The sequence below is a fragment of the Neptunitalea chrysea genome, from assembly GCF_027924145.1.
Taxonomy (GTDB): domain Bacteria; phylum Bacteroidota; class Bacteroidia; order Flavobacteriales; family Flavobacteriaceae; genus Neptunitalea; species Neptunitalea chrysea.
The window spans coordinates 44450-62317 of the sequence record NZ_BRVP01000018.1 but is presented as its reverse complement, the minus strand read 5'-3'; the positions used below and the strand labels follow the sequence as shown (position 1 = coordinate 62317).

The following is a 17868-nucleotide window of genomic DNA, read 5'->3' as shown; positions in this document are numbered from 1 at the left end:
TGTCATAATGTTAATTCGTGTTTTATAACAAAATATGTATAGGGTGGTATAAAAAAAATCTTATATTTGTTAAGAACCTGATAACCAATACTAACTAAAGCAAAGGCCTTTCTGTATAGATGGGTTTCAAACTCCAAGAAATGAACTTTACTCGCTATACCATATTCTTCTCAATGGCTTTAACTGTATTGTTAGTGCAGTATAGTAATGCTCAGCTTACCTATGAGGTAGGTTTAAGAGAGCAGTTAGATAAGGCGGTTGTTATAGTAGAAGGTAAAGTATTGGATAGTAAAGGTATATGGGATGCTAATTATGCTAATATTTACACGGTTCATACGGTTCAGGTTTCCAAAGTGTATAAGGGAAAAAATGTAGTAAAAGTTAAAGTTATTACTGCCGGTGGTAGCGTTGGCTTAGAAGCAGAAACGGTTTCGCCTTCTCTTTCCTTAAATAAATTGGATTATGGTATTTTTATGTTGATTCCTAGTGATTTAGAGTTAACAGAGAATTTTAATGAAGATGTATTTTATGCGTATAGTGATTTGCAAGGATATTATCAGTTTGATGCGGTTACAGAATTAGCTTGTAATTCGGTTAAACAATATAGCATTGAAGGGTTGACGGCTGATATTAATAAATTTACGGGAAAGCAAGGTATTGGTTTCAGAACTTTTGGACACACTATTGGTGGCTCTTTTGCTGAAACCCCTGATGATAATTTTGACGCCCTTGCAATAAATGGAGTAGCACCTCAATTTGTTACTGCAGGTACACAATCTGCAATTACTATATCGGGTTCTGGTTTTGGGTCTAATAAAGGACAGATTAGATTTAAAGATGCTGATACAGGGGGAAATACTACATATGCTGCTTTAGATTCTCAAATAATAAGTTGGTCTAACAACGAGATAAAAGTGGAGGTGCCAACACGTGCAGGTGATGGAGTGGTGCAGGTGGTAAGAAATAATGGAACTGCTATTAATTCTTCGGAGACGCTAAATGTAAATTATGCTGAAACGACTATTTTAAATGATGTTTTGAGTCCTGGTTTACCTATAGCATATCCCAATCAGCATATAAATGATAATGGTACAGGTGGATATGAGTTTATGTTTAGCAGTATGTTTGCTATGAATACTGATGCTGTAAGTGCATTTACTAAGGCTATGAATATTTGGACATGCCAAACCGATATGAATTGGAAATTAGGAGGGACCAGTACTATAGACGCAACCTCTTCTGACGGGGTGAATGTAGTGCGCTTTGATGCTGATTTTGAACTCCCGGTTGGTATACTAGGTAGAACCACAGTACGTAGTTCAGGTTGTTATGTAGGATCCACGCTACAGTGGTATGTAAGCGAAATAGATTTACGTTTTGATGATGGGGCTTATTGGTATTTTGGTAATTCAGAACCATCTTCATCTCAATACGATTTTGAAAGTATAGCATTGCACGAATTAGGTCATGGCAGACTATTGAGTCATGTAATAAATACGAATGAGGTAATGCATTATAATTTAGGGCAGGGAGAAGTTAGTAGGGTATTAAGTGCATACGATGTTGATTGTGGCAACGATATACATGCAAGAAGTATTTCAGGTTCGTATTGTTCGCAACCTTCTATGACAAATAAAGGCTGCACTTACGGAATAGATAAAGTGGATACTTTTATGGTAGATATTTACCCGAATCCGGCTACTAATAAATTATTCATTTCAAATGATCAAGGTAAAATTTGCAAACAGGTGTCGTTGTACGATGTTAATGGCAGATTAGTAATCCAAGTTACCAATAGTAGCAAAAAGGATGTAAATATTATGGGACTTAATAGTGTTACTAAAGGAATTTATATGTTAAAGCTAGAGTTTGATGACACAGTAGTTATTCGTAAAGTACTGGTGGAATAATGACTACATAAGATATGTTAATTATTTAGAATGATTTTAAATAATTTGTATATTTGAATCTGATGAGATACTAGAGCATATGAATAAGAATATACATATACTTCACAGAAATGATTTAGGCATTGCCTTTATGTGGGAAAAGCCACAACATATTATCACAGAAAAAATTCAAGTAATTTTTAGAGATTTAGGTTTTTATCTTACCTATGATGAGTTAAATCATTTTAAAAAATGTGTAGATGATGCCTTTTCAACTATTAACGATTACTCATTCGATTGTATGAATGATTGTAGGTCGATGCTATTACATACTCCTGTAGAACAGTTAGATATAGCTGTAAGTTATGAAGAATTAACCGATATAGCAGACTTGATAGAGGGTGCTTTATTTAAGGTAGATTTAGAGGTATATTTAAAAAAAATATGTAAAAATTAGTAATTCTACAAAAATATAATTGGTTCATTTTTTCCGTAAGATATTCAGTATTTTTGATTAGATAATTCTTAATAATGCTTCGTAGAATTTCCCCGAAGTAGTTTACTCTGTTATGTTACACTATGGAAAAACATGATGCCTGGGCGGCGCTTCGCTATAAAGAGTTCAATTTATTTTTATTGGTACGTTTTGCGCTAATTTTTGCTTGGACAATGCAGTTTGTGATTATCCAGTGGGAGGTATATCAATTTACTAAAGATCCATTATCACTTGGCTTTGTTGGTTTTGTAGAAGTTGTGCCGGCTATTTTAATGGCGCTTTTTGCTGGGTCTGTAGTAGATAGAAGTGAGAAACGCAACTTACTAATTAAAGTAATTTTAGGCTTTGCTTTTATAAGTGCTGGATTATTTTTGTTAACCTTGCCTTCGTTTTCCGATACATGGATTGGAGAAATTAAACTGTACGGAATTTATTTCTTTGTTTTTTTAGGGGGTTTTGTACGCTCCTTTATTGGTCCTACTGTATTTTCCTTATTAGGTTTAATTGTTCCTAGAAAATTATATCCCAATGCTGCCACATGGAATAGTTCTACACGGCAGGTGAGTTTACTTTGCGGAGCCGCATTAGGAGGGCTGCTTATTCATGGAATAGGAACACATTGGTCGTTAGCAGCTGTGTTAGGATTTATTTTAATAGGATTGTTTGCTGCATTTGGAATTCAAAGACGCCCCGTTGAGCGTAAAGAAAAGACAGAAGGGAAACAAGAATCGGTATTCGAATCGTTAGCAGAGGGGCTACGTTTTGTACTTAGGAACAAAATTATTTTAGGGGTTTTAGCCTTAGATATGTTTGCGGTGCTTTTTGGTGGAGCAAAGGCTTTATTACCTGTATTTGCAGAAGATATATTACATGTGGGCTCTAAAGGCTTTGGTATATTGGAGGCAGCACCTGCAGTTGGAGCGCTAATAACAATGTTTATCAGTGCCTTTATTCCGTTATATAAAGACACCGGAAAGAAATTACTAATAGCCGTTTTTGGTTTCGGAATAAGTATTATACTATTCGGCTTATCAACCAACTTCTATGTATCTGTTTTTGCAATGTTTTTAAGTGGTGTTACCGATGGGATTTCCATGGTCATTCGTCAAACCATTTTACAGTTACGTACACCCGATCATATGCGGGGTCGTGTAGCTTCTGTGAATTCCATTTTTATTAGTTCGTCTAACGAATTAGGTTCTTTTGAAAGCGGATTTACAGCAAAACTAATGGGAACGGTTACGGCGGTTGTTTTTGGAGGATGTATGACGTTGGTTACTGTCTTGGCTACTTTAGGGGCGGTGCCTTCATTAGGGAAATTAGATTTACGTAAGGATGTAGAAGAACATCATAAAGAAGCATAAACTATTGGTAAGCCCACGAACCATTTAATCTTGATTATTGAGTTTATCTAATAGAATATGATTTTAGTACTATTTCAATAGTAAATTTAGGCGTAATTTTACCATCAATTCTTAACACAACGAGCTTATAGGCACATACTTCATAAGCGATTTAACGTACATAAATTTTATTGTTTATAATGAATAAAAATGAACCTCTAGTAACGGGTACGTTGTTGTTGGAAATAGGAGCCCTATTAATGAGTAGTGGTGCTAATACCAACCGTATTAGACTTACCATTAAAAGAGTTGCCGACAGTTACGGTTACAAAGCAGATTACCTTATTACACACCGAGCTATTATGCTTACGCTGCATAACAAAGCAGAAGAACAGGTGTTTAACCAATTAAAACAAACCTATAATTTTGTGCCAAACTTTAGAATTGTAAGTGGTATTAGTAGGTTAAGCTGGCAAATTGTTCAAGAGCAGTTATCGTTAGCGGAAGCAGGCGAGGAAGTAGAACGATTAAAAGTGTTACCCCATTATCCTAGGTTATTAATACTAGGTGTAGTTGCTCTGGCATGTAGTTCTTTTTGCAGATTGTCGGGTGGTGGAGTGATAGAAATGAGCGTTGTATTTTTGGCAGCATTTGTTGGTTTGTTTGTAAAACAAGAAATGGGTAAAAAGCAAGTGAATGCCTATTTTGGAGTATTTTTTGCAGCGTTAACTACAACATTAATAACCGGAGGGTTAGCTAATTTATTTACATATAAAAACGATAATATGGCATATATAACCGCCATACTTTATTTAATACCCGGAATTCCGTTTATCAATTGTACCTCCGATATTTTGGATGGTAATTCTTTAAACGGAGTAATAAGAGGTATAAATGGTTTTGCCATCTCTTTTGCCATTGCGGCCGGATTAATACTAGGATTGTTTATTTATAATTTAGTGTAGGTATGGATGTTTCGATAGTATCAGAAAATTGGATTTGGTTTGGTATTGCTGCCGTTGGTTTTGCTATTTTGTTTAATGTACCGCGCAGAACATTACTACCTATATTTGTGATGGCAGCGCTTGGAGGAACCATTAAACTAGTATTGTTACAATATCAATTAAATGTAGTGTTGTGTACGCTCTGCGCAGCGGTATTGGTAGGTTTTCTAAGTATTTATGCAGCGCATTTTAGACATTCGCCTCCGTTTGTGTTTGCTATACCAGCGGTAATACCTATGGTACCGGGCTCGTATGCTTATCATACCATGAAAGGCGTAATTAATTTAAGTAACATGGTAAATACTAATATGTTTAATGAGTTATTGTATAGTACGGTTAGTTATGGTTTAAAAACTATGTTTGTATTACTAGCCTTATCTGTAGGGGTTTTTGCTCCTATGCTTATAACTCGTAGAAATTCTGCCAAAGAAATAAATATTTGGTTGCCTAGTGTTAAAATAAGAAAAAAGTGATATCTTAAAAAGTATAAAAAATACCTATTTATAGGTATTTTTTTAATGATAATATTTTTAGATACTTGTGTTATATAATTTTAAGGCAATCATTTTAATAAATAAAATAAAAAAATTATGAAAGTTTTACAAGTTTGCGGATTATTAGACGCTTCACTTACTACGGTAGATGTAAAAACAATGCTTCCTGATTTAAAAAGTGGAGGAAGTTATGTATATGAAGATTTTTATAATTTAAGTGTATCCAATGGTATTAATACTTATTATGTACTTTTAGGAGTATTAAAAGTGACTGGAGAAACTGTGGGTAAATTAAATCAATATTGTACAGATAAAATAGATTTAAAGTCGGTGTCTGGAAATAAAATTGATTATATTAAAGATGTATCAGACCCTCTTGGAGTTGGTATTAGCTTAAAAGGAATTACTCCTGCAACAGATGTATATATGATTTCTTTACATGAAGATAATTTTGATATTAACGAAGGAGGATTAACTACTTTAAGTACAATACGTACAAACATTTTAACTAATATTGAAAGTAATGACTTTGCATCAATGGTATACCCAAAAGATGGGAGTGGAGGTCCATTAAGAACTGGAGGATGCACGTTTTAAGTAACGTAATTTGTATAAAATATTATATGGCAATGGTACTAGGTATCATTGCCATTTCGTGTTTTGGTCAGAGGGTAGAGTTAGAGGAGCTTGATCAAATTATAAATAATGGTCATTATAAAGAAGCTATAGAAATATCTAAATCTATAGACACTATTGATTTTACGGTTTCAGAGCGAGCGGAGTACAATTATTTGTTATCAAAAATTTATAGGTCAAAAAATGAACAGTCAAATGAGATACATCATCTCATGCGTTCTAGAGATCTATTTAAGAGTATAGATAGTCTTAATAAAGTAGAGGATATTAATTTAACTATTGTTTCTGTCATAGCTAATAATACGGATGATATTGATGAGGCTCGTATTTATTTTGATGAATTTTTGAAGAGTATTGAAAAAGAAAATAATCATGTGATACTGAGTAGGGCTTATAGAGAATTAGGAAGTATATATTACAATGAGCAACCTGAATTGGCATTAGAGTATTTTAAAAAAGCTTTAAAAGAAGTTGAGTATACTGATGATGAATTTTTGAAAGGCAGGATATATAATGGATTGGGAGCGGTGTTAGCAAGTGATGATGAGGTTATGGAATTAGATTCTGCGATGATTATGTATGATAAAGCTATGCGTATCTATAAAAAATACGATAGAAAATCGTGGCAGGCTGTGATAAGACAGAATAGAGCGGTAGTGTATACAAAGCAGAAAAAGTATCAAAAGGCACTTGATCAATATGCAATTGTAGATACCTCAAAGTTAGATGAATTTAAATTAGCTGTAAAGTCATATTTATATAGACATTGGGGGGATACCTATAGAGCTATGGGTGATTATAAAAAAGCGCTTGAGTCTTATGAGGTAGAGAAAATATATATGGACTCTATAAAAGTTGATGAACAGAAAAAAGCTATAAAAGATATTGAAACCAAATACAAAACAGCTGAAAAGGAACTGGAGAATCAGATGTTGGCAAGTGATTTAAAAATAAATAGAATCTTTTTAGTGAGTACTGCTATTGCTTTATTGCTATTACTTATTATTAGTTTCCTTGGGTATAATTATACTACCAAAAAACGAAAAATTGCAGAGCAGGAAAAAGCGATTGAAACCCAGAAGATGCAAACCATGTTACGGGAGCAAGAACTTAACGAGATAGATGTAATGTTAGAAAGCCAAGAGAAAGAACGCCAGCGAATAGCAAACGATTTACATGATAATTTAGGAAGTTTATTATCGGCTTTAAAACTTAATTTTAATACACTCGGGAAACGCGAGATACAAGATAATAGTTCTAAAAAGCTTTTTGAGAAAACAGAAGAACTGATTAACGAAACCTATGTGCAGGTACGTAATATATCGCACCTTAAAAATTTAGGGGTTATAGGTAAAGAAGGATTGTTGATAGCCGTTAAGAAAATGGCCGAAAAAATGAGCGTGATTAATGAGTTGGAATTTAGTGTAATTCCGTTTGGATTAAATAACCGATTAGAGAGTAGTTTAGAGATTGTATTGTTTAGAATGATACAGGAGCTGTGCTCTAATATTATTAAACACTCTAGAGCAAACGAGGTTAATATATACTTAACACAGCATGATAATCACCAGCTAAATATTATTATTGAGGATGATGGTGTAGGTTTTGATCCTCAGTTATTGAATAAAGAAAGTTCGGGTATTGGTTTAAAAAATATAGAAAAGAAAGTAGAACAATTAGGGGGAACTTTTACAATTGACTCTTCTAAAAATAAAGGTACTACTATTATAATAGATATTCCGTTATGATACGAATTGTAATCGCCGAAGATCATCAGGCACTTATAGATGGCGTAAAGTTATCGTTAGAATACGAAAAAGAAATTAAGGTTATTGGTGAAGCCAATGACGGGGAAATGCTTATAGACCTTGTGGTTAAATTAAAACCCGACATGGTTATAACCGATATACGTATGCCTAAGTGTGATGGTATTACAGCTACTCAGAAAATTAAAGAATTATATCCAGAGGTAAAAGTGATTGCTTTTAGTATGTTCGATCAGCGTGAGGCTATTACGCAAATGAAAGCCGCAGGTGCCTCTGGCTATGTAATGAAAAACTCATCTTTAAAAACGCTGCTAAGCGCTATTTTTAGTGTGAATGAAGGAAAGCATTTCTTTGACGATAAAATAATTATTGGAGATGAAAACTCTGAGGAAAAAATTATTCTAAGCAGACGTGAAAAGGAGATTTTAGGATTAATAGGGCAGGGCAAAACTTCGTATGAAATAGCGGAAGTGCTATTTATAAGTAAAAGTACCGTAGATACCCACCGTAGAAATATACTTAGAAAAATAAATGTACATGGTAAAACAGATTTACTACGGTTTGCAATAGAGCGTAAGTACGACTTCTAGTATTCTTTTAATGCTAGTGTTGTACCATCGTATACGGCATAGGTGTAGTACGAAATCCAGTCGCCTAAATTTACATATTTAGAAGTGTCTTTAAGCTGAATTTCCATAGGTAAATGGCGGTGCCCAAATACAAAATAATCGTAATGGTTGGTTTCTAATTTACGTTTGCAGTATTGTACCAGCCATTCGTTTTCTTCCCCTAAAAATACAACGTCATCATCGCCACTAATGAGTTTGTTTTTTACCGATAGGTATTGCGCTAAGCGTACCCCAATATCTGGGTGTAGCCAGCGGTATAACCATTTAGAAAACGGATGGGTAAATACCTTTTTCATACGTTTATACCCCTTATCTCCAGGGCCTAATCCATCGCCATGTCCTATAAAGAAGGAAGTATTGTTAAAGGTAAAAATTTGCGGCGTATGATATACAGGGATGTTTAGCTCTTCTTCAAAATAGTTGTTCATCCATAAGTCATGATTACCAACAAAAAAATGGATAGGAATACCCGCATCTGAAATCTCGGCAAGTTTACCCAATACCCTAACAAAGCCTTTAGGAACCACTGTTTTATACTCAAACCAAAAGTCGAATAAATCACCTAATAAGAAAATTGCGGCAGCATCCTTTTTAACTTCATCTAACCACTGAACAAATTTATGTTCACGTACGATACTATCTTTTTTGTTAGGTGCTCCTAAATGATTGTCGGAAGCAAAATATATTTTTTTACCTTCGGGTAATTGCATAACTATGGTTTAATTACGGGCTAAAGATACTATTTTTTATAGGCTTTGGTTTTACAACTTTTGGTAAAATACTTGAAACTAGATTTGAAATATTAGTGGGCGTGAGTAACGGGATATAAAACGCTATTTTTTGACAACTTATAATTGCCAAAAAGTAGCGTTAGTGTTTGTTTTAAAAGATGTGGTGTTGGTATGTTTTCTTTTGTAAAAGATAACAGTTAAGATGACTCTTTATCTTTTACAAAGAAAATAAAGTGAGCTACTAAAGAAGCTACTGCTAATAACATACATAATGCCGCCGTCCAATCGGGAAGCGGTAAGGTACGATTGGTTAACAAAATAACCGAGCAAAAGCCAAGGAACATTGTTAGGAATAGAAAACTTTTATTTTTCATACGTAATAGTGTTTGTGTTTAATTGATTTAATTACGTTGTTGTTGTTTATATAGCTGATATTAGATTGTTCTAAAATAAAAGGCATCAGATTTACTATATGGGATGTACAATAATTCTCATAGCGAGGTATAAAAGTACGGTTTTTTACAGAAGTTTGGATGGCACATTTATATAGCAGCTCGTATTTAGGAGCTGTCCAATATGTGTTAGTTATATACGTTTTATCGATGTGTATAGATGCTAAACATGTATGTATTTCCATAGGTTATATTTTAAAATATAACAAACCATTTTATAGCTGCATTATGCGGCTTTTAGTTTGAAGAGGACAGGGAAAATTTACTTAGCAGCTGAATATAATAATTATAACTAAAAATAGGGTAATCTTATTGTTATATTTTTAATTTATTGATTAGTTAGTAATAAAAAGGTGGGTTTTAGTTAAACTATTTATGCATGGCCATTAACCATAAGATCTTTATATCTCTTAGTAGTAAGGTTTATTTTAATACTAAAGTAACAAGGACCACCATCATGAACCATTATATGCTGAGATTTCCAATCTTCTGATTCCCGGTCATCGCAAAAAAAGTTTATGTATACCTCTTTTTCACCTTGGTTAGTAAGTACCGAAATATACTGTCTTTTGTATTTTTTTAGAGGGAATGTATTATATTCTTTAGAAGCATTTCGGTTATATTTCTTTACGGCCTTTTCTAGAATTTCTTCAGTAGTAATGAGTTCTTCTGTAGTTAACGAGGATGTGGTAGCGTTTTTAAATGGAAAGCTTTCTTTGTTATTGTATGGTAGGATTACATAATTAGAATCCGGAACTTTAAAGTGAACAGGAGGTGCTACTGTAGTAACTTTTTCTTCCTGATTTTTACAAGAAACTATCAGCAGACAACAAAGTATAAATAGGTATTTCATTTTAAAAAATTGGGAAGGTTATAAAATTAACGTTGTTTTATAAAAGGAAGATATATTTATTCCAATATTTCTTTATCCTTTAAAAGCTGAACAAGTGCTTCACCGGCGTCTGAATCTTCGCTATATACATGAAAATACGAAACAGGCTGGTCTAACCAAATTCCTTTAACAGCAATAATTTTACCTTTTTTCCACCAAGTGGAATAGTCATCAGAACATTCAGGTAGTACTTTAAAGTCTTCACTCATTACTTCTTCTAACAGTTTGCTGTTTTTAACGGTGTAGTATGGTGTTTCGGTATACTTATAATGTTTGTTTTTTAGAGCGTATGTTTCAATAAATTTTTCGAATGACGAGTGGATAATGTGGGGCATATCGGTATCGTCTAGCGTACAGAATTCGCCTTTATCAGTTATAAAAAAACTAAAAGGCGCAGATAGGTGATACCCACACATAGCAATTAGTCTGTCGCCCATTTTTTCAACTTCAATAGGTTTGTTTTTTTTAACCTGTTTTCTGGTAAATAACTCTGCCGAAAAATTATGGTGTTTCGCCTTTTTAATGGTGAATTTATAGCCCGAGTAGTTAACCTGAAACTTTATAAATTCTTCGAAATCAGAACCTAATTGCGCTTCTAAATAGGCAGTAGTAGATTTTTTTCCTGAAGAATAATTTTTATCTCTTTTTAAAGAGTCTAGATATTTTTTTGCTCTTTTAGATAATTCCATGGCGAATTTATTTTATGTCTAAGATACTATATTTTTCAACAATTTTGAAGTTGTTGTATTTGTCAATACTACTTCAAATGATATCTGTAAAACATACAAACATTTGTTATTGCTGAAATGAGAGGTTTAAGGATAGGGATCTATTTTTACAGTTGTCGGTTTTTTGCTTTTACTTTTTTATCAAAGTACATGCCAATGACCATACCTATTATGAGTCCAAATGGCACACCTAATGCAATACCCAACGGATTGCTGCTAGCCTTATAAGTTATAATACCGATGAGTAAGCTAGAAGCAGCTATACCCAATGATATACCTATAGTCATATAATAGTTTTTAGGTACCATCTTAAGCTCGGTTTTTAGCAGTTGTACTATTTCTACGTACGATGTGTTCATTATTTTGATAAACTTTTTATCGTCTCCAGAGAAATTATTAATGGTAGTTATTTTTTTATTGAAAACGTTCTGTAGCTTTTCGGGTATTTCTTTTTCATTGATAGATGTTAAAAGTGTATCTAGTTTATCGTAGCACTTTATTACATTATCATTATTGGTGACTCTTCGTTTAAGTATGGTTGCCATTGTTGGGTGTTTACTCGATCCTCGAGATTACATATTTCAAGACTTGTCTTGAAATAACAATTATTATTAAACTACTTGACGGTTTTACCAGCTAGTAGTTTGTTTTAAAATTATATAAGACAACAGTATTACCCAATTATATTAAGTTAATAAAAGATTATGTTTACTCAATAATTGAGATGAAATGCTCCAAGACTTGTCTAGAAATAGTTTAGTCTACAATCGCAATTAAACTCTGTACTTCTCAGATTTAATTGAAAGATAGAAAAATCTATTGGTTAGCAGTATGTAAAATAGAGAAAGAACAGCACATTTTAAAACCATGCATAGAACTTATTATAGATTAACCGATAGGTTACAACGAGGGTATTTGTACACCTTAAGGGGAAGCTACTAACATTCACTAAATATAAATAGCATATACAACGGCGTGATGCTACTTTATTTTAATTCTTGTATCTTCTTCGGAATTCTCTTGGGGTACATTTATTGATTTTAAAAAACATTGTATTAAAATGACCTAATGAACTAAAACCCCCTTCAAAAGCTATTTCAGTAATAGGATGATTCGTTGTAATCAATCTTCGTTTAATATGAGAAATTCTTTCTTCAATAATATACGCTGTAAGTGTTAGTCCAAATGCTTTTTTAAATATCGAGTTCGCATAATCAGGATGCAAACCTACTATTTCACCAATATCCGAAACTTTAATCTGTCGGTTATAATTTTGGGCAATATAAATAACCATTTTTTCTATTTTGGAAATACCTTTTGAGTTAACAGAGAGGTTGTTAGAGCTAGCGGCTAAATTTCCCTGAGCAAATCGGTTTAATCTTGCCTGTATTTCCAACAGACTTACACTTTTATCTGTTTTTGTAGTAGTATCCAAAACCCAATTTTTATAAAGAAACTCATCAAATTTAGCGTAATGTTCCGACTCTTCAATTAAAACCTCTCCTTGTAATATTCGTTCCACAAAATTATCAGGAAGTCTCCAATCAAGAAATTCGGCTAAGGGTACAGTGCATACATAATAGGGGTTTAATTCTTTAAAATCAATAATCTGATGTGGTATCAGTCCCCAAAATACAGTAAATCTACCGGCCGGAATTACAATCTTTTTGTCTTGAAATAGATAGGTTAAAGAGCCCTTAACAAGAAAATTTATCTCAATCTCATTATGCCTATCTGGTTTGCTCATCCGGCGAGGGTTCCACAACTCACATGTATAACCATAAGAACTAAAATCTTCACAGTTATGGTCAAAAGTACTATAAATCTCGGAATACAATGTTTTTTAATAGTAATATAGTGATTATATATAAAATATAGAGCTTAAATTTATAAATAATTTATTTATGACATCCTAATTATATGAATTCTCACAAGATAGTGTTGATATTTTTCATGTTTATCATTACGAGTGGAGCCTGTTTTTCGCAAAATCATATGGTGATGTTAACAGATTTTTCTACAATTGATATCATTTCGGGTGACCTAGGTTATATACCTAATGAGAAACGTAGTGATTCAGATGATGTTCAATCAATGATTACATCTTTGCTATGTTCTAAAGAACTTACTGTAACATCTGCAAATATGGCGAATAAGCAAAATAAAAATAATCGCTCTATAAGTGATTTACGGCATATAGCACAGCAAAGGTATTCAGGCACGTATGGTCAGTCTGTTTACAAATGGAGAAAAGTTGTTCATGACAATTTTGCACACGGTTAAGATAGGATGCCTTCAAATAAATAACTTTACTCTTTCATTAAACTTTTTAGTAAATAATTATTCAACTATGAAATTCATTTTTTCCTTCTTCATCATATGTATTATTGGCACTTCTCATGCGCAAACGATTTCTAAAACAACTTCCTTAAAACCCAGAATTATTGTACTGACAGATGTATCTACTTGGGAAACAGATGACAGTGAGTCTTTGGTTAGGTTGTTAGTTCATGCAGATCTTTTCGAAATTGAGGGCATTGTATATACAACGGGGTGGAGTTTGGATAAAACTCGTGATGATTTTTTTGGTTTAATCCATGAGGCTATTGATGCATATGAAAAAGACTTTCCAAACCTTATAAAACGTTCAGGTCAAAAAAAGTTCAAAAAGCATGAAGAAAAGCAGTTTCTGGGGTATTGGCCTAGCGCAGATTATCTAAGATCTCGTACTGTTAAAGGTAGTAAGAATCGAGGGCTTGAGTTTATAGGTGAAGGAAACGATTCTGATGGGAGTGATTTAATTTTAAAATTGGCACAGGAAAATGATGATCGTCCTCTTTGGGTATTGGCTTGGGGTGGTGGCAATACATTGGCTCAGGCTCTTTGGAAAGCAAAACATACATTAAGCCCAGAATATCTTCAAAAAGTTTTAGCAAAAATACGCTTTTATACAATTACAGATCAGGATAGGGAGCAAAAGACTTCTTATGAAATCAGCTCTCATCAATGGATGCGTAAAACTTTTGGCAAAAACTTATTCTTTATTTGGGATGAATCTGCCTGGGGCTATCAGAACGGAACCGGAAGACAAAACTGGGATCAATATGCTGCCCATATTCAAGGTCATGGGAATCTTGGGAATGTATATCCAAAATATAAATATGGTGTAGAAGGAGATACACCTTCCTTTTTGTACGTACTACCTAATGGACTAAACAATCCTGAAAATCCTCAATATGGTGGTTGGGGAGGCTACTTTGAATGGATGATAAGTGATGATAAAAAAACGTATGCTTACACAAATTACTCTCCAAGTTTAGCTAACCAAATTTCGGGCAGATACGAAGCATATTTTTATCCGGCTATTTTTAATAATTTTTCTGCCCGTATGGATTGGGCAAAAGATGGAATCGGAAATAGAAATCCCATAGTTATTGTAGATAAAATAAAGGGGCTGCAATGTATTCAAAAAACGCCTATAGCAGGTTCTCAAATTACATTGAACGCATCGGAGTCATTTGACCCTGATGGGGATAATTTAACCTTTAAATGGTGGGTTTTAACAGAGGCAGGAACGTATACTAAAAATATTAAAATACTCAATAGTAACACTGCCACACCTACGGTTAGTATTCCTGCCGATTCAGCAGATAAAACATTTCATATTATTTGCGAAGTCACAGATAGTGGAGTCCCAAGTTTAACGAGTTATCGTAGAATTTTGTTTAAACCTACGAAATAATGATTACTTAATAGCCAAGTAGCATGGGGTAACATCCATATTCAATTATAGCTTTTTAAAGAGTTATAGGGTACAGCTAATAGCAATGCTTTAACGTTTGTGATATATATTTTACTAAGTAAAGGTTATACATAAAAAAATACTATTGTAACATGAAATATTTTTTATTCATTTTTCTTATACTTCCTACTCTTTTTTATGCTCAGATAACTATAAGTACGTCTGAAAAGGAAAAAAATTATTTTCCAATTAGTACTACATCGGAAGAAGCAACTATTTTGTACGACTCATCTGAAAATATACTGGTGAAAAAATCTGCTGAATTTTTTTCGAGTGATATTGAAAAAATTACGGGTATAAAACCACAGGTAGCTACAATTTCAGATATGCCTAAAAGCGAAAACATAATTATTATAGCTACTGTAGGGAATAATGAATTAATCAACAAGTTGGTTCAGCAGGGTAAAATAGATGCTAATGCTATTAAAGGAGAATGGGAGCGTTTTATTATTCAAACGATTGAAAATCCATTCCCCGGAGTTAAAAATGCTTTGGTTATTTTAGGAAGCGATAGAAGAGGGGCTGCTTTTGGAACCTTTAGTCTTTCTGAAAAAATGGGCGTTTCTCCTTGGTATTGGTGGGCAGATGTGCCTCCCCTAAAAAGTAAATTTATTAGTTTAAAACCTCTTTTATATATTTCAGATGCTCCCTCAGTAAAATACAGAGGAATATTCTTAAATGATGAATCTCCTGCTTTAAGAAATTGGGCAAAGGAAAATTTTGGAGGATTTAATCATAAGTTCTATGAAAAGGTTTATGAACTTTTACTCCGGAACAAAGCTAATTTTTTATGGCCGGCCATGTGGTTACCTACAGTTTTTGCTGAAGATGATCCGTTAAATCCTAAAGTAGCAGATGAATATGGAATCGTAATTTCTACCAGTCATCACGAACCTATGATGCGAGCCCATGACGAATGGGGCAGGTTTGATGGGGGAGAATGGAATTATGTAACGAATAAAAAACAGCTCCGAGAATTCTGGAAGAATGGTATTAAGCGAATGAATAATTATGAAACCGTGGTTACGGTAGGAATGCGTGGAGATGGTGATGAGGCCATGAGTGAGGATGCTTCTATAGACTTGCTTAAAACTATTATTGAAGACCAGCGCAATATTATTGCTGACGTTACAGGAAAACCGGCAAAACAAACTCCACAAGTCTGGGCAATTTATAAAGAAGTTCAGGAGTATTATGAGAAAGGGATGCGTGTAGATGATGATATTATTATACTGCTTAGTGATGATAATTGGGGAAATGTTAGGATGCTTCCTAGTAAGAAAGATCATAACGGTAAATTTGGTATGTATTACCATTTAGACTATGTAGGGTCTCCTGTATCTTATAGATGGCAAAACGTAAGCCAAATAGAGCGGATATGGGAACAGATGCGATTGTCTTATGATTGGGGCGTGGATGAGTTGTGGTTAATAAATGTGGGAGACATAAAGCCTATGGAACTCCCTATAAACTTTTTTTTAGACATGGCATGGGATGTTAAGAGTATAACATCACAAAACCTTCCTAATTATTACCTTGAATGGGCAACACAGCAGTTTGGCGGTATGCAATCTACAGAAATAGCTGAACTACTTTCTTTGTATACTAAATATAACGCAAGAAGAACACCTGAAATGTTAAGTCCAGAAACGTATAGTCTGGAAAATTACAGGGAGGCAGATAGAATTTTAAATGAGTTTAAGGAATTGACACAGAAAAGCGAAGCCGTATTGGCAAGGTTACCCGATGTTTATAAAGCTGCTTACTTACAACTTGTTCATTACCCTATAGAAATGTCTGCCAATTTAAATGAAATGTATATAGCCGCTGCTAAAAATAAATTTTACTCAGAATTGGGTGCTACTGTTGCTAATAGGTACGCAAAAGAAGTTATTGAGTTATTTGAAAAAGATGCATTGCTAACAGAAAAATTTCATACCGAGTTGATGAACGGAAAATGGAATCATATGATGTCGCAAACACATATAGGATATACCAGTTGGAATCATCCGCCTGCAAATAAAATGCCGCTGGTTTCTTATATTCAAGTACGGGATACCGCTACCCTTGGGTTTTATATTGAATACGGGTCGGAACCAGCATGGGGTGGCTTTAGCGTAGAGGGTGATGGTTTATATAGTAAATCTTTTTCACCTTTTGATCAATTGAATAATCAAACTTATTATATAGAAATCTTTAATAGAGGAAATAAAGAACTTAACTACCAAATTAAAAGTAAAGACAAATGGATTAAGCTTTCCGAATTTAAAGGAACCATTCAATATAACGAAAAAATAGCCGTACATATAGATTGGGCACTTATTCCCAAAGGGGTATCTATGGGGCATATAGAGATTTTGAGTAAAGGCCAACGTTATTTGGTAGAAGTTCCTGTTATAACAGCAATGCCAAAAGCTTCTGGTTTTTTAGAAAATAACGGAATTGTAGCTATTGAAGCCGAGCATTTCACTAACAATACTAAAGGGAAATACGTTTCATGGGAAGTGATACCTAATTTAGGACGAACGGGTTCTTCAATAGTTGTAACGCCTATGAATGCAGACCGTCAGAAACTAAATAAAAATACGGCTTTGGCTGAATATCAATTCACCACTTTTGAAGATGGAGATCTACGAGTTGAGACGTATCTTTCACCAACACAAAATTATCAGAAAACGGAAGGGTTAAAATTTGCTATTGCTATTGATGATGAACAGCCACAAATAGTAAACGTGAATAAAGACGAAATGAAACCCGATTGGCAATATGCGGGATGGTGGACAAAATCGGTAGCAGATCATATTAAGAAACGGGTGTCTGAGCATAAAAATATAAAAGCCGGTATTCATGTTTTAAAAATATATGCCATAGACCCTGGCGTAGTAATACAAAAATTTGTAATAAATGCAGGTGGTTTAAAACCAAGTTATTTAGGGCCTCCTGAAAGCAAACAACAAGATTAGTTTTTGTCTTTCATTAATAACCAAATCTCCTACTAATTAAGTG

Annotated in this window: 17 protein-coding genes; 11 read left to right on the top strand and 6 right to left on the bottom strand. The window is 33.7% G+C overall.

What is annotated here, in order from left to right:
- Nucleotides 1-140: 140 nt before the first annotated feature.
- The 8 genes from NBRC110019_RS12960 (at nt 141) to NBRC110019_RS12925 (ending at nt 8218) form a co-directional block, all read left to right on the top strand.
- Complete coding sequence (locus tag NBRC110019_RS12960) at nt 141-1910, top strand: T9SS type A sorting domain-containing protein (RefSeq protein WP_281755514.1); 1770 nt, start codon at nt 141-143, stop codon at nt 1908-1910.
- 79 nt (nt 1911-1989) lie between these two features.
- On the top strand, nt 1990-2346 hold the full coding sequence (locus NBRC110019_RS12955) for a DUF6686 family protein (RefSeq protein ID WP_281755512.1): 357 nt from the start codon (nt 1990-1992) through the stop codon (nt 2344-2346).
- A gap of 122 nt (nt 2347-2468) precedes the next feature.
- Nucleotides 2469-3749, top strand: coding sequence for an MFS transporter (locus tag NBRC110019_RS12950; RefSeq protein ID WP_281755510.1), 1281 nt, complete (start codon nt 2469-2471; stop codon nt 3747-3749).
- Between the two features lie 179 nt (nt 3750-3928).
- Nucleotides 3929-4693 carry a threonine/serine exporter family protein gene (locus NBRC110019_RS12945; RefSeq protein ID WP_281755509.1) on the top strand — a complete coding sequence of 255 codons (765 nt, stop codon included), beginning with the start codon at nt 3929-3931 and terminating at the stop codon, nt 4691-4693.
- Nucleotides 4694-4695: 2 nt separating this feature from the next.
- Nucleotides 4696-5205, top strand: a complete 510-nt coding sequence (locus tag NBRC110019_RS12940; RefSeq protein ID WP_281755507.1) for a threonine/serine exporter family protein — start codon at nt 4696-4698, stop codon at nt 5203-5205.
- A gap of 117 nt (nt 5206-5322) precedes the next feature.
- Nucleotides 5323-5823 carry a hypothetical protein gene (locus NBRC110019_RS12935; protein ID WP_281755505.1) on the top strand — a complete coding sequence of 167 codons (501 nt, stop codon included), beginning with the start codon at nt 5323-5325 and terminating at the stop codon, nt 5821-5823.
- Between the two features lie 26 nt (nt 5824-5849).
- Nucleotides 5850-7610 carry a tetratricopeptide repeat-containing sensor histidine kinase gene (locus NBRC110019_RS12930; RefSeq protein ID WP_281755504.1) on the top strand — a complete coding sequence of 587 codons (1761 nt, stop codon included), beginning with the start codon at nt 5850-5852 and terminating at the stop codon, nt 7608-7610.
- Nucleotides 7607-8218 (top strand): response regulator, encoded by a 612-nt coding sequence (locus NBRC110019_RS12925; RefSeq protein WP_281755502.1) that lies wholly within the window; start codon nt 7607-7609, stop codon nt 8216-8218. The genes NBRC110019_RS12930 and NBRC110019_RS12925 overlap by 4 nt, the downstream gene beginning before the upstream one ends.
- On the opposite strand, the gene NBRC110019_RS12920 is transcribed toward NBRC110019_RS12925, so the two are convergent.
- The 6 genes from NBRC110019_RS12920 to NBRC110019_RS12895 all read right to left on the bottom strand — a co-directional run bounded on the left by NBRC110019_RS12920 (nt 8215) and on the right by NBRC110019_RS12895 (nt 12807).
- Nucleotides 8215-8967 carry a UDP-2,3-diacylglucosamine diphosphatase gene (locus tag NBRC110019_RS12920; protein WP_281755500.1) on the bottom strand — a complete coding sequence of 251 codons (753 nt, stop codon included), beginning with the start codon at nt 8965-8967 and terminating at the stop codon, nt 8215-8217. The genes NBRC110019_RS12925 and NBRC110019_RS12920 overlap by 4 nt on opposite strands.
- Before the next feature lie 218 nt (nt 8968-9185).
- Nucleotides 9186-9362: a hypothetical protein gene (locus NBRC110019_RS12915; RefSeq protein ID WP_281755498.1), complete on the bottom strand. Its 177-nt coding sequence runs from the start codon at nt 9360-9362 to the stop codon at nt 9186-9188.
- 451 nt (nt 9363-9813) lie between these two features.
- A complete protein-coding gene (locus tag NBRC110019_RS12910; protein ID WP_281755496.1) occupies nt 9814-10293 on the bottom strand; it encodes a hypothetical protein in 480 nt (159 codons plus the stop codon).
- A 56-nt stretch (nt 10294-10349) separates the two neighbouring features.
- Complete coding sequence (locus tag NBRC110019_RS12905; protein ID WP_281755494.1) at nt 10350-11021, bottom strand: hypothetical protein; 672 nt, start codon at nt 11019-11021, stop codon at nt 10350-10352.
- Between the two features lie 146 nt (nt 11022-11167).
- On the bottom strand, nt 11168-11605 hold the full coding sequence (locus tag NBRC110019_RS12900) for a hypothetical protein (RefSeq protein ID WP_281755492.1): 438 nt from the start codon (nt 11603-11605) through the stop codon (nt 11168-11170).
- Between the two features lie 446 nt (nt 11606-12051).
- A complete protein-coding gene (locus NBRC110019_RS12895) occupies nt 12052-12807 on the bottom strand; it encodes a helix-turn-helix domain-containing protein (RefSeq protein WP_281755491.1) in 756 nt (251 codons plus the stop codon).
- Between the two features lie 173 nt (nt 12808-12980).
- Here NBRC110019_RS12895 and NBRC110019_RS12890 point away from each other — a divergent pair, with 173 nt between their 5' ends.
- The 3 genes from NBRC110019_RS12890 (at nt 12981) to NBRC110019_RS12880 (ending at nt 17825) form a co-directional block, all read left to right on the top strand.
- Nucleotides 12981-13343 carry a hypothetical protein gene (locus tag NBRC110019_RS12890; RefSeq protein ID WP_281755490.1) on the top strand — a complete coding sequence of 121 codons (363 nt, stop codon included), beginning with the start codon at nt 12981-12983 and terminating at the stop codon, nt 13341-13343.
- A gap of 67 nt (nt 13344-13410) precedes the next feature.
- Nucleotides 13411-14802, top strand: coding sequence for a DUF1593 domain-containing protein (locus tag NBRC110019_RS12885; RefSeq protein ID WP_281755488.1), 1392 nt, complete (start codon nt 13411-13413; stop codon nt 14800-14802).
- 152 nt (nt 14803-14954) lie between these two features.
- The gene (locus NBRC110019_RS12880; RefSeq protein WP_281755486.1) at nt 14955-17825 is read left to right on the top strand and encodes a glycosyl hydrolase 115 family protein; all 2871 of its coding nucleotides are present in this window, start codon (nt 14955-14957) and stop codon (nt 17823-17825) included.
- Nucleotides 17826-17868: the final 43 nt, after the last annotated feature.